This window comes from Epilithonimonas sp. UC225_85 (assembly GCF_042695135.1).
Classification (GTDB): Bacteria; Bacteroidota; Bacteroidia; order Flavobacteriales; family Weeksellaceae; genus Epilithonimonas.
Genome location: NZ_CP170547.1, coordinates 3,654,342 through 3,668,699, shown reverse-complemented (window position 1 = coordinate 3,668,699; position 14,358 = coordinate 3,654,342). Strand labels below are relative to the sequence as shown.

The following is a 14,358-nucleotide window of genomic DNA, read 5'->3' as shown; positions in this document are numbered from 1 at the left end:
AAAGACAATTTGATGGATAAAATTATAAATCAATTACAAAAAATAGAATCACTTCTGACGAAAATTGATGTTAGGAATGATAAAGTTTCCAAAGCTTCTGTCGGCTGGCATCTTGAACATCTATTATTAATCCTGAACAGCAGTCTGAAAGGTTTGACAATGACGGATCCAAAGGACTATAAACCAAAGTTTAGCCTGAAGAAATTTGTTTTCCTGAATTTCGGATTGATCCCAAGAGGAAAAATAAGAGCGCCAAAACAATTTTTTCCATTAGAAACTCCGACTATGGAAAGTATTCTGAAATTAATGAATCTGGCAAAAGAAAGATTGGAAGCTACAAAGAACCTTCCGGAAAAATCATTTATCACACATCCTTTTTTAGGCGATTTTGACAAGAAAACAACGTTGCGGTTTTTATGGCTTCATAGCAACCATCACCTGAAAATTGTAGATGATATCTTATAAGAAAAAATTCTCGCAGATTTTGCTGAGCAAGCAGATTTTATAAGATTATCAATATAAAAAACGCACAAAACACAAATGAACTTCAATGAAAAAACAGCCTTTATTAATATTGTTGATATGCTTTGTATTTGGAATTATCTCTCAAGAATATTTGATTTTCAGTAAATTAACTGTTTTTGTTTTGTTGATTTTCTCTGGAATTGTTTTACTCTCAATCTTGATTAAAGCAAGCTTTTCCCAAAAAATTAAATATTATATCTTAGAACTTTTCTTTTTTTCAATTGGGATATTTGTCCATTTCTTTAATTCGGAACAACCTAAAATTCCATCCCTTGATTCAAAAGAAAACATTGTTTTTCAACTCAGCAAAAAACTGAATTCCAATGAGAAGAACAGGAGGTATATTGTAGAAATTCTAGCGATTCCTTCTCAGAAAACTAAAGATTTTTCTCCTGTCAAAACTGTTCTCAGCATCCCGAAAAATCAGGAATTGTTGGACTTTGAACATTTTTATGATGCGGAAGTTTACATTCATCAGCCGGAAAATATTACTAATGACTTTCAGTTCGATTATAAAAAATATTTATCAAGGCAAAATATTTATCTGCAGGCTTATTTGTCAAATGACATTCTGAAAACACAGAAAAGCGAAGTTGCATTTTCAGATCAAATTCGGGAAAAACTTCTTGAAATTCTTAATAAAATCAATCAATCGCCGCTGTCTCCAAAGATCCAGGAATTCCTGAAAGGCATCATTTTGTCCGACAGAACAGAGATGGATCCCGAAACCGTAAAAGATTTTAATCAGACTGGTTTGGTGCATTTGCTAGCAATTTCCGGGTCGCATATGGTGATTATCTTCTGGATCACTTTGTTTATTTTCAATCAAATCATTCCTGTAAAATTGCGAAAGCTTTCAATCGTTTTGAGTCTTCTCTTGATTTGGGCTTTCGCTGTGTTTATCGATTATGGAAGCTCCGTGATGCGGAGTTGTCTGATGATCTCGTGTTATTATATCATGATGTTACTGCAGCGGAAACCGGATCTTCTGCACTCTTTGGCATTGTCTGCTTTTATTCTTTTGATCGTGGATTCTCAACAACTGTTCGAGGTTGGTTTTCAACTGAGTTATGTTGCAGTTTTAGGAATCTGGTGGTTAGCGAATCCAATTAAGAAATTGTTCAGAAAGCCAAGATTTAAAACCGAGAAGTTTATTTATGAAATAACAGCGATGACTTTTGCTGCGCAGATTGCGACTTTACCACTGGCGATTTTTTACTTTCATCAGTTTTCTTTGGTCTCAATCTTTGCTAATCTTCTCATTATTCCACTTTCTGAAGTTATTATCGTTTCGTCTTTGGTGATGGTAATTGCCATTGCTTTTGGGATGAAATATCTTCTCATTTATCAGATTTTCGACAGTTTTATCCTTTCCGTTTTGAAACTGATTCATTGGTTTTCCGGCTTCGAAACTTTGATGAGTAAAAACATTTCACTGAATTTATTGGAATTAAGTGCATTGTTTCTGGTCATTTACTTTTTGAAATTTCTGATCAGAGATGTCTTCAATTTAAAACATTTACTGAGTTTAAGCTTTTGTATTCTTATGTTCTTCGGATTGAGAATTGGTTTTAATGCCTATAATTATGAGAAAAAAGAAGTTCTGGTTCACAGTTTTTACAAAGACAAAATCATCAGTGTAAAAGACAAAGACCAGCTTGTTTTCTGGCTGAAGGATAATAAGAATGAAGAGAAGATCAAAGATTTTGTCATCAATCCTTATCTGGTTTCGAGAAGGGTTTCAGATTATCAAATCAATTATTATTCTGAAGATGCTGAAGCTTTTGTGTATGAAGGAAACATATATGAATTAAAATAGTTTTATGTGATCTCATATAACAAATTGTTTATTAAAACGTTAGCTCTGAGTCATGCTATTTTATAATCATTCTAAGAATAAAAAAATCTAATTTTGATCTGTGAAAAAATGGATTTCCATATTGCTGCTTTCCTTGTATTTGGTTTCAACAACTGAACTCAATCAGTTTTTGAAGTTGCCAATCCTGATAGAGCATTACAATGAACATCACAAACTGAATCCGGAAATGTCTTTATTGGCATTTTTCAAAACCCATTATGATCATCCTGCAAAAGATGCAGATTACACGACAGACAGGCAGCTGCCATTTGTGATTCATTCTACGCTGTCTCTTGTTTTCACCATAAATACGAATTTCGTTTTTGAGTTTGGCAATTTACCTTTTAAGTTTGTCAATGTTAATCATATTCCTGTTTTTGATGAAGATTTTTACATCAAAGGCCATTTACATTCTATCTGGCAGCCGCCAAGATTCTCATAAATTTATTTTTACAATTATATAATGTCTGAATGTTTTAAGAATATTCAGGCTTGATTGATTCCGAAATTTAATTTTACAATAACATAATGAAAACAATATTTACAGCTATCTTTTTAGCTCTATTCTCTGTACTAGCAAATGCACAGACACGTTTTGAAAAAGCAAAGGAAACCGCTTCCGAACAAAATGAATTGATTCTTCTTAATTTTTCCGGGTCAGACTGGTGTATTCCGTGTATCAAGCTGCACAAAAATATTATTGAAACCGAAACTTTTAAAAAATTGTCCGCCGAGCATATTTTGGAATATGTCAATGCAGATTTCCCTAGAAGCAAGAAAAATCAACCTTCTGCAGATATCAAAAAAGAAAATGAACTTCTGGCAGATAAATATAATCCAAAAGGTATTTTCCCATATACAATTCTGTTAAATCCAGAAGGTAAAGTTCTAAAAACCTGGGAAGGATTGCCTTCAGAAAACGCCACTGCTTTCAGCGATGAGATCAGAAGTTTTTATCAGAAAAAATAAACTGATGCTGAAAGAATTTCGCAAATCCCAAAAACTGATGGGAAATATCTTCGAGATCACCGTTGTTGATGATAATGAAACTATTGCTTTTGACCATATCGAAGCTGCCGTTTCCGAAATCCGGCGGATAGAGAAATTGCTCACGACTTACAGCGATCACAGCCAGACCAATTTGATTAATAAAAATGCCGGCATCAAACCTGTAAAAGTAGATGCAGAAGTTTTTCAGTTAATAGAAAGAAGTCTGAGGATCAGCGATATTACAGACGGGTATTTTGACATTTCTTATGGAGGAATCGATAAAACCTTTTGGAATTTTGACCGCAAAATGAAACAGCTTCCCGATCCCGAATTGGTAAAAGAGCATTTGAAACTGGTTAATTACAAAAACATCCTTTTAGATGCGGAAAGCCAAACGATTTTTTTAAAAGAAAAAGGAATGCGAATCGGTTTTGGAGGTATTGGAAAAGGTTATGCTGCCGAAATGGCGAAAAGGATTCTTCAGTCCAGAGGTGTAGTTTCCGGCGTGGTAAATGCTTCCGGCGACTTGTCAACCTGGGGTTCACAGGCTGACGGAAAACCCTGGACGATTGGTATTGCCGATCCCGATAATGCTGCGCTTCCTTTTTCTTATATGAATATCACCAATACTTCCGTAGCCACTTCTGGTAATTATGAAAAGTTTGTGATGATAGACGGTAAGAAGTATTCCCACACCATCAATCCTAAAACGGGAATGCCGGTTTCGGGGATCAAAAGCGTGACAATAATCTGTCCGAACGCCGAGATTGCCGATGCAATGGCAACACCAGTCACGATTATGGGAATAGAGGCTGCAATTGGTCTTGTGAACCAGATCAACCATTTAGAATGCATCATCATAGACGATCATAACAAGATCCATTCATCTAAAAACATCAACTTCAAATGAGAGATAGGCTCTCTCCGACATCTAAAATCAATTAATAAACATTAAATACAAAATGAAAAATATTATAATTAAAATAATGATGGGCGTGTTTGTCTTTTTCGCCCTTTCATTAGTGCATTCCTGTACAACGGTAAAAGAATACGAAAAAAATAAACTCAACGATGCCGAAATGGTTCTGGGAAACAGAACGATAGAAAAAACAGAACTCAGTTTCCAGTCTTATCGTGAAGGCTCTTCCGGAGCCAATGCCGGAAAAGTTGGCGGCGGATGCGGATGCAACTAAATCATAATTACTAAACCTAAAATGAATCAAAATGAAAAAAGTAATTATGAGCATCATCGCCCTTTTTGGATTCTTCAATGCTAAGGCACAGGAAAATACCAACACAGAACCTTCCAAGAAACTTAGCCTGGACGAGATCAATCTCGTGTCAAGCTATTACAAACAAGACGGGAACAATTCTGCAGTTACAGGTGGTGTCGGGACGGAAAAACTGACGGACATTTCAAATTCTATAGACGTAGTTCTGGTAAAATATGACAAAAAACTTAGAAAGAATAAGTTCACACTGGATGTAGGAATAGATCATTATACGTCTGCATCATCGGATATGATTGACCTCAAGGCTAATTCTTCCGCTTCTCATGCAGACACAAGAATTTATCCTTCATTGGGATGGAGCCGTGAGAATGAAACCAAAGGCAGCACAATTATGGCTGGCGTTTCATATTCCGGGGAGTTTGATTACCAATCGATTGGAGCGAATATAGGATTCTCCCAGAAAACGCCTAACAAAATGGGGGAATTCACTGCCAAATTTCAGGCTTTTATGGATCAGGTAAAACTGATTGCTCCTATAGAACTAAGAACTGCAGGTGGCGAAAACAGTGGAACCAGCGGTAGAAATACCTATGCACTTTCTTTGTCATATTCCCAGATCATTAATCAGAACTTTCAAATGGAACTGATGACAGATGCTGTTCAGCAGACAGGCTATCTTAGCCTGCCTTTCCACAGGGTTTACTTTACGGACGGATCAGTTCATCAGGAAGCTTTGCCGGATAAGAGATTCAAACTTCCTTTGGGACTTAGAGCTAATTATTTCTTCGGAGATAAGGTGATTCTGAGAGCTTACTACCGTTATTATACGGATGACTGGGGATTGAGATCAAACACAATCAGTCTGGAAACACCTGTGAAGATTTCGCCTTTTGTTTCGGTGAGTCCGTTTTACAGATATTATTCTCAGACGGGTGCCAAATATTTTTCCTCTTATCAGCAGCACACGGCGTTTGACGATTTTTATACCAGCAATTATGATTTGTCAAAATTCAACAGCAACTTTTACGGGGCAGGAATTCGTATTAATCCTAAGAACGGATTGTTCGGAGTCGAAAGACTCAATATGCTGGAGGTAAGATACGGGCATTACACCAAATCTATCGGTATGAAATCAGATATTATTTCATTAAATCTCAGGTTCAAGTAACTTCTAAAAATGTTGAAACTATGCATCATCTATTAGAAAAACATTATGTCAATAGAGTTGGCTGGCTTCGGGCCTCTGTTTTAGGATCTAATGACGGATTGCTGTCCACAACAAGTATTGTAATAGGCGTTGCAGCAGCCCAACCGGACAGGAACACAATTGTACTTGCAGCATTAGCCGGGATGATTGCTGGGGCAATGTCTATGGCTGCCGGCGAATATGTATCTGTCAGTTCTCAGGCAGATACCGAGAAAGCAGATCTGCTGCGCGAAAAGAGAGAGCTAGAAGAAATGCCGGAAATAGAACTGAAAGAATTAGCCAAAATCTATGAACGAAGAGGTGTAAGTGCGGAGACCGCTTTACAAGTTGCAACGGAGCTTACAGCGCACGACGCTCTGGCAGCTCATGCACACGATGAATTGGGAATTAATGAAATTACTCAGGCAAAACCTTTGCAGGCGGCGGCCGCATCTTTCGGTTCTTTTGCCCTGGGAGCACTGCTTCCTTTTGCTGTTTCTTTATTGGCTCCGCTGAAGGAAATGGTATATTTCCAATATGGATTTTCTATCATTTTTCTGATGATTTTAGGCGCAATTTCTGCAAAAACTGGGGGTTCAAAAATTGGGATTGCAATCCTGAGAATATGTTTCTGGGGTACGGTTGCGATGGCTGTTACAGCGTTGGTGGGACGTTTTTTCGGGTCAGTCAATTATTAATGAATAGTTTGATTTTTGGGAATAAGGTTTGATATTTCTAATTAATTAAAGACATTCGGAAAAAACCTCCGCATCTTTTCACAAAAAGGTACGGAGGTTTTGCTTAAAAGGTACGGAGGTTTTCATCAAAACGTACGGTGCTTTTTAACTACCTCTGCAGACGTCCTGTTCATCGGACTTGCCAAAGGTCAAAAATTTGAATTAAAAACAACAAAAAATCCCGAATTTATGGTTCAGGATTTTGCATTTTAATTATCGTTTTTTAAGCTTAGAGATCAATATAAGAAGTAAAAAACAATCTAACATCTAATGTCTAAAATCTAGCATCTATTATTTCACTTTCGGAGCCACTTTCTCTCCAAATAATTCGATAGATTTCATCATCACATCGTGCGCAGGATCGCCAACATCCATATGTCCGATAAATCTTGTCAAGCCGAATAATTCCTTCATTTCATTGATTTTGTCTGCCACCTCATCTGCATTTCCGATGAATAATGCGCCGTCTTTGCTTCGTCCGCCTTCGTATTGGTCTTTTGTATAGGGTGCCCATCCACGCTGCCTGCCAATCCTGTCCATCTGAGATTTGTAATTGAAGAAGTATTGGTCGATATCTTTCTGGTCATCACTCACAAAGGTGTGGGAGTGGATTGCGATCTGCATTTTGCTCTCGTCGTAGCCGGCTCTCAGATATTCCTGTTTGTAAAAATCGATGAGGTTTTTGAATTGTCTTGGCATTCCACCGATGATCGCAACAATCAACGGCAAGCCTAATTGTGCAGCTCTTAAAACAGATTCCGGTGTTCCGCCGCTTGCAATCCAGATTGGTAATTTACCATCATTATAAGCTCTTGGATAAACGGTTTGATTTTGCATAGGCGCACGCAATTTTCCGTTCCAGCTTACATTTTCTTCGTTATTGATTTTCAGTAATAAGTCCAGTTTCTCTTCGAAAAGCTGATTGTAATCCGAAAGATCATAACCGTACAAAGGAAACGATTCTATGAAACTTCCTCTTCCAACGAAGATTTCTGCTCTGCCTCTTGATATCAGATCGATCATAGAAAAGTCTTCATAAACTTTCACAGGTTCCGATGAGCTTAAAACGGTAACACCACTTGCCAGTTTGATATTTTGGGTAATGCTTGCTGCAGCTGCCAAAAGGATTTCTGGTGACGACACCGCATAATCTTCGCGGTGATGCTCACCCATTGCAAAGACATCAAGCCCAACCTGATCCATCAGTTTTACCTGCTCCAGGATCTCGTTTAATTTTACGCTTGCATTTCTATATTTTCCGGTTTTTGTGTCCAAAGCAACATCGCCGAACATTCCTATTCCTAATTCCATAATAGTCTCATTTTTTGATAGATCAAATGTACGGCTTCGGAATTTTATTGGCATTGATGTAAGGTAATTATGAACTGGTGATTTAAATCTTCAAGGTTTCTTTAGTTTCAATAAAATAAAAAGCCCCGGATATCCGAGGCTTCACTAAAAAAATATAAGAAGAAAAAGATTTATTTTACAACCACTCTCTTCACATCGCCATCTGAGGTTTTTACCAGATAAACGCCTGTAGAAAGTTTTGACGTATCTATTGTCAAAGCATTGCTTTCTTTGCCGAGTAATTTACCAGACATATCGTACAATTCATAATCCTTAGTTTTGTTGAAGTACAACGTGTTACCTTTTCTCACAGGATTCGGGAAGATGTTGAAGGTTGCTTTCTCAGATTTTACATCACCAGTTGATAATTCCGGAGAAACACCAACTTCAAATATGGATAAAGTTCCGCTGATCTCGTTGGCAACGATTACGTAACCTTTTCCTGTTGCTGAGTTTTGAGGCGTAATGTATGTGATGCCTTCCGGACCGTTATCGCCGCCATAAGCTGTTGTCATTCGGGAATGTTTGTAGTCTGTAAACGTTGCATTATTCGGATCGGTCACGTTGTAAACCATCACGCCACCTGTTCTTTCCAGAGTAATAAAAGCGAAAGTCTGCCCGCCGATTGTTCCCAGCGTTACGCCTTCCGGCTCAGGACCTTTTGCACGGCTTCTTACTTTTGCACCGTTTGCTTCGTTGTCAGCATTGAAAATTAATGGATGGTTAGCTGCAATGTGTCTTTCGAACTGATCACCGCTGTCGTAAACGATCGCTTTTGTATCTGCATTGAAAATTGAGAATGATCTTGCACCCAATGCATGGATCTCTTCGTATTCTGCATCTCCGTCTGTGTTCCCGTTTACACTCGTCACCCGGAATCTTCCTAGGTTATGCGACGCTTTTAGTACAGAAGCATTCGGAAAAATAGTTGAGTCTAATGCAAAACCGTTTGCTCCAACTGTCGTTCTTTCACTGAAACCGCCCAGGTCTTTCTCGTCGCCTTCGTTGGCTGTAACGATATAATTTGTAGTTCCGACTTTTAGATAAGCCATTGCATCCGGATTATAATAAGCTTTTACCGGCCAGTTTGCGATAAGGATTTCTCCATTATTATCAGAAGCATCGAAACCATTTCCAGGAAGGCTCATATCTTTTTTGCCTAATCCCCAGATGTTTCCTAAAGTTTTTGTTGCAAGATTAACCTCAATCACCGCGTTGTTTTCCTGGCAAGAAACCCACGCTTTTTGGTTGTCTGCACTGATGGCAATATATTCTGGTTCAAGATCCTGAGCTAAAGTGCTCGTGGATTTCACTTTTCTCACACCAGATGCTGCTAATGCAGATTCTTGTCCATTGAAAACTGTCAGAGAAAGTGTTGTTACATTAGATTGTAAAAGATTAGTAATCCCTCCGGTGATATCAATTATACTGATAGAACCTTCAGGATCTACGGTGTAAGCATCATTGGGTTCGCCTTCGTTGGCGGTCATTACTTTCGTTCCGTCTGGCGTGAAAGTGATCATATCTGGCAAGACGCCGACATTAACTTGTTTAAGGAAATTACCATCGATATCGAAGAAAACAACTGATCCGTTTTGTTGTGCATCGGTTCCGTTTGGAGAAGCAACGGCAATGATTCCGTTTTTCACGGCAACACTTGTGATTCCTCCATAAGGCAGCATATTCACAGTTTTGATGACGCTAGGTGATGTTGGATTACTGAAATCAATAATGTCGAAAACATCTGTCAACGAACTGATTGTAAACAATCTCTGAGTTGCAGGATCGTGAACAACGATTTCCGTAGAGCTGTTGTTGTTTCCGGAAGGATCAAAGGATCCAAGATAATTTAACTCAATTTGTTTTGATGCAACCGGAACTTGCTTATCATTATCAACGATATAAACTGTGGATAAAGCATCGCCGGAGATAGTTGCGCCAACAGGATTTTCAAGACTTAATACAAAATATTCTGCCTGCTGTTCTGCCAAAGTATCATCAATAATAGGAATATTAACCGTGTAACTTGTAGTTGAAGGCATAATATTGATTGTCTGATTTGCCAAAGTAAAATCGCTGCTGTTTGCGGTGCTGAATGGCGCAGGTTTTACGACCAGATTCACTGTCGCATTCGACGGATTATTAACATTGATTTTGAATGCTAATATTCCTGCATTCTCATTAACTTTAATAAAAGTTTTATCTAAAGAGATTGTTGTTCCGGCAGTTGTGAAAATGGATGAGGTTGTGGAAGTGACTGCATTATTGCTTTCGTCCTCGACCAAATTTGGCTTTAAAGCTAGATAATAAGCCTGATTCGGAAGTAAACCAGAAGTAGGAATTATAGTGATCTTATTATTACTGAAAGTTGTTGTGAAAGGAACAGCATTTCCTGCAGCGTTATTTAATCTTAATTCAACTAAGTTTTGAGCATTTGCATCCGTTATTGCAGAATTATCGGTCAATCTTACATTTTCATTAAAAGTAATTGTTGGATTTGCTGTGGTAGAAGCATTATTTACATTATTTGTTGGAGAATAAGTGACCGTTGGTGCAGTTGTGTCCGCACCAGAAATTGGATTGGCATCAACTGTGAAATTGTCAAAGCGGTTATTCCCAACATTTCCGCCAGCTCCCGTTGAGAACTCAACTTTAAGCTTAAAATTCGGATTATTGGAAGCGCCGGTAATTGTTGAAAAATCAAATGTGATCAATTGTGGATTGGCGTCTTGCGAAATTACCGTTTGGTATTGTGTGAAAGTCGTCCCGTCCAAAGAATAAGACCAGGTTTGTGTTCCTGCCCCGGATCCGGATCTTCTTGTAGTGAATTTTACAACCACATTATTATAACCCGTTGTCGGCAAATTGAATTGCACATTGCCATTAATCGGATAATTATATCTCAAATGTGTCCCGGCAGCATCTCCGTTTCTTGCATTCAGATTTTCAACATTGAAGTTTTGTCCTGTTCCTCCTGCAAAATCAATGAAAGTGTCTGTACTGCCTGTTCCTGTTGAAACGGCAGAGATAGAACCATTCAAAAGCGATACAGTTGGAGTGGTAATGGCTGCAACGGAAGCATTGTTGTTAAAGTTCCAGTAATGAACCAGAGTTTGTCCCGAAGCAAGGCCATGAAATAATGCGGCAATAGGCAAAAGACCTCTGAAAAGGTATTTGTTTTTCATTTTTACTTTTATTTTAGATTGGCGTAAAGATGAAAAATATTGCAGCCTCGGAACTTTAAATGAACTTTAATAAATGTTTAAGAAAGTTTGTAATAAAGGCTGTTTTCAGACGATTTTTAAGTGAAAATTAATTGATAGTTATTATTAAGATAATTGAATTGGAGTTAAAATTTCTGCATCTTGCATTCCTTATTTTTGATCTGTTATTTTAGTATAGATACTATGAACCAAACCGTCTGCCACAGAGATCTTTGGAACATAGATGTGTTTGATGTCTGCCCAGGTCATTACATTATTGAAGATGTTCAGGGCCGGAACAATCACATCTGCGCGGTCTTCTCGGATCTGATAAAGCTGCATCCTTTCTTCCACAGAAAGGATCTGCATTTCCTTCAGATATTTCTTGATAACAGAAACTGCCATAGGTTTTCCTTCTTTGGTTTTGCTCATAGAGAAGATCTTATTGATATTCCCGCCGGAACCGATGGCAACAATTGTTTTTTTGCTTTTGATCTTGTCTTTGATCTCATCCTTCATATCGTCCCAGATTGTTGGCGTTACCAATCCATTTAACAGACGAATCGTCCCGATATTGAAAGAATGCTCGTATTGCATCTCGTTGTTTTCGTAGAAAGTAAGTTCTGTGGATCCGCCGCCAACATCTACATATAAGTAGGCAAAATCTTTGTCAAGTCCTTCCGCAACGTGGTTTTCGTAGATCAGGGTTGCTTCTTCGTCTCCAGTGATTATTTCGATATTAATATCGGCTTGTTCTTTTACGATGTCGATGATTTCCTGTCCGTTTTTGGCATCGCGCATGGCGCTGGTGGCGCAGGCTCGGTAATGTTCCACTTTGTAGATTTCCATCAATTCCCGGAAGATTGTCATTGTTTTGATAACCATTTGTTTTCTTTCTGCACCGATCTCGCCTTTGCTGAACACGTCAAAACCCAATCTGAGTGGGATTCTCAGGAGATTCAGTTTGGTGAATTCTGCTTTGCCGTCGGTCTCTTTTACTTCATTAATGAGCAGTCTTGCGGCATTGCTTCCTATATCTATGGCGGCGATTATCATTTATTGGGCGGAATTAAAGATTAAATTTAAACTAAATATTTAGTATTTCTGGTTTTTGAGATAATTATAAGTCTGGATTTGTGACCTTTTTTTGTCAGTCGTAGTACTTTCGACATATTCATTTCTCAGATTTTTATCAAGAAGTCTGGCTTTTACATTATCCTCCAGCTGAATGTCGAGAAGTTGTTTCAGTTCTTTTTTCAGGTTTTTCTGTAAGATTGGCGTTGCGGCTTCTATCCTGTAATCCAGATTTCTGGTCATCCAGTCGGCGGAAGAGATGTACATATTTTCTGCGCCTTTGTTGTAGAAGTACATCACCCTGGCGTGTTCCAGATATTCGTCCACAATACTAATGGCATATATTTTCTTTTTGAATTCTTTCTGATTAACAGCACAATAGATTCCACGAACGATCATTTTTGTGGTGACGCCGGCTTCCGCAGCTTCATACAGTTTTTTAATAAGTGTTCTGTCACTCAAAGAATTGACTTTAATGATCATTTCAGCCTTTCTCCCGGCTTTGGCTTCTTCTATTTCCTTATCTATATGAGCGATGATTTTCTCTCGCATAAATTCCGGACAAACCAATAGACTTTTACAGCTTTTCAGTGTGATCGTCGGGTCAATTTTAGGTTTATTAAGCGCAGCAAATATTTTGTTGATATCTGCCATTATTGCTCTGTTGGAAGTCATTATTAAATGATCACCGTAAATCTTCGCCGTTTTTTCGTTAAAGTTTCCGGTGCTCACAAAACCGTATTGGATTGTCTTATTGTGAACTCGCTTTTTGATGACGCACAATTTGGCATGTACTTTTCTGTTGGGGATGCCGAGAAGAACTTTCACGCCTTCCATTTCAAGCTTATCCTTCCACATCAGATTGGATTCTTCATCAAATCTTGCCCGCAGTTCCAGCATTACCGTAACTTCTTTTCCATTTCTTACAGCATTAATCAAGGCATTTACGATTTTGGAACTTGATGCCAGTCTGTACGCTGTAATCTGAATTGATTTTACGTCCGGATCCATTGCTGCTTCTCTCAAAAGATCGATTACGGAATCATAAGAATGGTAAGGGAAAGTCAGTAAAACATCTTTTTTGATGATTACATCCGTTACTCTCAGTTTATTTGCAAACTCAGGATGAATGAAAGATGTCCGTTCAACAGGCTTTTCGTAAGCTTTAAACACATCGGGAAAATCCATAAAATGTCTGAAGTTGTGGATCTTCTGTCCCGGAATGATGCTGTCTTTTTTGGTGAGATTTAGTTTTTTAATAAGGAATTCTAGTAAGGCTTTGTCAATTTCTTTATCGAAGACAAAACGCGTTGGTTTCCCTTTTCGTCTGCTTTTGATACCTTTTTCGATTTTATCGGCCAATGTTGTTTTGATATCATTATCAAGGTCAAATTCTGCATCTTTTGTCACTTTGAAACAATGTGCCGTAAATTCGTCATAACCGAAATAGGAGAAAATGTGAGGAAGATTGTAAATAATGACATCTTCCAGCAGCATCACATCTTTTTGTTCGGGATTTTCTGTAGGCAGCAGAACAAATCTTCCGTTGGCTGTCACCGGAACTTCTATAATCGCATATTGACTTTCATACTGCCATTCTTTTCTGCGCATGGCAATGCCAATGAAAAGACTTTTTTCCCGGAGATAAGGCATCGGTTTGTTGTCGTGCAGGAGAATAGGAATTACGTTGGATTCCACTTCTTCATCAAAATATTTCACCACGAATTCCTTTTGAGCAACAGTGAGATGTTTATGATCTTTAATAAAGACTTTTTCCTTTGCCATTTCGCGCTGAACATCCTTCCATGTTTTGTCAAAATCTTCCTGCTGATGGATCACAAGCTTATTTATCTTCTGAAGAATTTTGGATGGCGCGTCATAAAAAGATTCACTCAGAACTTTTTGCTTGAAGTCCATTGCGCGTTTTAATCCTGCCACTCTTACCCGGAAAAACTCATCAAGATTATTGGAGAAGATTCCTAAGAAACGAATTCTCAGGTGTATAGGAACGCTTTTGTCCATTGCTTCCTGTAAAACTCTGGCATTGAAACCGAGCCAGGTGACATCGCGAGGATTAAATTCTTGTGGCATTAATGAAGTTTTGATTGTCTCAAAATTAGTAAAATTCATTGTATTAATTTGGGTTTGTAAACTACAATCTTATCGCAGGTAGTCATGTTTACAGAATGTCAATTTAATTTTA

At 38.1% G+C, this 14,358-nt stretch carries 12 protein-coding genes; 8 read left to right on the top strand and 4 right to left on the bottom strand.

From position 1 onward, the window contains the following. Nucleotides 1-12: 12 nt before the first annotated feature. The 8 genes from ACFJGY_RS16730 (at nt 13) to ACFJGY_RS16695 (ending at nt 6,489) form a co-directional block, all read left to right on the top strand. Nucleotides 13-465, top strand: coding sequence for a DUF1569 domain-containing protein (locus tag ACFJGY_RS16730; RefSeq protein ID WP_379966351.1), 453 nt, complete (start codon nt 13-15; stop codon nt 463-465). 85 nt (nt 466-550) lie between these two features. Beyond that, nucleotides 551-2,344: a ComEC/Rec2 family competence protein gene (locus ACFJGY_RS16725; RefSeq protein ID WP_379966348.1), complete on the top strand. Its 1,794-nt coding sequence runs from the start codon at nt 551-553 to the stop codon at nt 2,342-2,344. A gap of 100 nt (nt 2,345-2,444) precedes the next feature. After that, entirely contained in the window at nt 2,445-2,825 is a 381-nt protein-coding gene (locus ACFJGY_RS16720) for a hypothetical protein (protein ID WP_379966345.1), read from the top strand. Nucleotides 2,826-2,911: 86 nt separating this feature from the next. Next, nucleotides 2,912-3,352, top strand: a complete 441-nt coding sequence (locus ACFJGY_RS16715) for a thioredoxin family protein (protein WP_379966342.1) — start codon at nt 2,912-2,914, stop codon at nt 3,350-3,352. A 4-nt stretch (nt 3,353-3,356) separates the two neighbouring features. Beyond that, complete coding sequence (locus tag ACFJGY_RS16710; protein ID WP_379966339.1) at nt 3,357-4,283, top strand: FAD:protein FMN transferase; 927 nt, start codon at nt 3,357-3,359, stop codon at nt 4,281-4,283. Nucleotides 4,284-4,335: 52 nt separating this feature from the next. Further along, complete coding sequence (locus ACFJGY_RS16705; protein ID WP_379966336.1) at nt 4,336-4,566, top strand: DUF4266 domain-containing protein; 231 nt, start codon at nt 4,336-4,338, stop codon at nt 4,564-4,566. A 31-nt stretch (nt 4,567-4,597) separates the two neighbouring features. After that, complete coding sequence (locus ACFJGY_RS16700) at nt 4,598-5,773, top strand: DUF3570 domain-containing protein (RefSeq protein WP_379966333.1); 1,176 nt, start codon at nt 4,598-4,600, stop codon at nt 5,771-5,773. 20 nt (nt 5,774-5,793) lie between these two features. Beyond that, complete coding sequence (locus tag ACFJGY_RS16695; protein ID WP_379966330.1) at nt 5,794-6,489, top strand: VIT family protein; 696 nt, start codon at nt 5,794-5,796, stop codon at nt 6,487-6,489. Between the two features lie 330 nt (nt 6,490-6,819). Here ACFJGY_RS16695 and ACFJGY_RS16690 read toward each other — a convergent pair whose 3' ends face one another. The 4 genes from ACFJGY_RS16690 to ppk1 all read right to left on the bottom strand — a co-directional run bounded on the left by ACFJGY_RS16690 (nt 6,820) and on the right by ppk1 (nt 14,246). Next, the gene (locus ACFJGY_RS16690) at nt 6,820-7,839 is read right to left on the bottom strand and encodes an LLM class flavin-dependent oxidoreductase (RefSeq protein WP_379966327.1); all 1,020 of its coding nucleotides are present in this window, start codon (nt 7,837-7,839) and stop codon (nt 6,820-6,822) included. Nucleotides 7,840-8,009: 170 nt separating this feature from the next. After that, a complete protein-coding gene (locus tag ACFJGY_RS16685; RefSeq protein WP_379966324.1) occupies nt 8,010-11,063 on the bottom strand; it encodes a choice-of-anchor I family protein in 3,054 nt (1,017 codons plus the stop codon). A gap of 189 nt (nt 11,064-11,252) precedes the next feature. After that, nucleotides 11,253-12,137, bottom strand: coding sequence for an exopolyphosphatase (locus ACFJGY_RS16680; RefSeq protein ID WP_379966321.1), 885 nt, complete (start codon nt 12,135-12,137; stop codon nt 11,253-11,255). Nucleotides 12,138-12,176: 39 nt separating this feature from the next. Then, on the bottom strand, nt 12,177-14,246 hold the full coding sequence (ppk1, locus tag ACFJGY_RS16675; protein WP_379966318.1) for a polyphosphate kinase 1: 2,070 nt from the start codon (nt 14,244-14,246) through the stop codon (nt 12,177-12,179). Nucleotides 14,247-14,358 lie beyond the last annotated feature (112 nt).

What these genes read in the sequence shown, in the direction of transcription:
- ACFJGY_RS16705 (WP_379966336.1), top strand. Translation starts at nt 4,336, where the DNA reads ATGAAAAATATTATAATTAAAATAATGATGGGCGTGTTTGTCTTTTTC.
- ACFJGY_RS16685 (WP_379966324.1), bottom strand. Translation starts at nt 11,063, where the DNA reads ATGAAAAACAAATACCTTTTCAGAGGTCTTTTGCCTATTGCCGCATTA.
- ACFJGY_RS16710 (WP_379966339.1), top strand. Translation starts at nt 3,357, where the DNA reads ATGCTGAAAGAATTTCGCAAATCCCAAAAACTGATGGGAAATATCTTC.
- ACFJGY_RS16725 (WP_379966348.1), top strand. Translation starts at nt 551, where the DNA reads ATGAAAAAACAGCCTTTATTAATATTGTTGATATGCTTTGTATTTGGA.
- ACFJGY_RS16715 (WP_379966342.1), top strand. Translation starts at nt 2,912, where the DNA reads ATGAAAACAATATTTACAGCTATCTTTTTAGCTCTATTCTCTGTACTA.
- ACFJGY_RS16690 (WP_379966327.1), bottom strand. Translation starts at nt 7,839, where the DNA reads ATGGAATTAGGAATAGGAATGTTCGGCGATGTTGCTTTGGACACAAAA.
- ACFJGY_RS16695 (WP_379966330.1), top strand. Translation starts at nt 5,794, where the DNA reads ATGCATCATCTATTAGAAAAACATTATGTCAATAGAGTTGGCTGGCTT.
- ACFJGY_RS16680 (WP_379966321.1), bottom strand. Translation starts at nt 12,137, where the DNA reads ATGATAATCGCCGCCATAGATATAGGAAGCAATGCCGCAAGACTGCTC.
- ppk1 (WP_379966318.1), bottom strand. Translation starts at nt 14,246, where the DNA reads ATGCCACAAGAATTTAATCCTCGCGATGTCACCTGGCTCGGTTTCAAT.
- ACFJGY_RS16700 (WP_379966333.1), top strand. Translation starts at nt 4,598, where the DNA reads ATGAAAAAAGTAATTATGAGCATCATCGCCCTTTTTGGATTCTTCAAT.
- ACFJGY_RS16730 (WP_379966351.1), top strand. Translation starts at nt 13, where the DNA reads ATGGATAAAATTATAAATCAATTACAAAAAATAGAATCACTTCTGACG.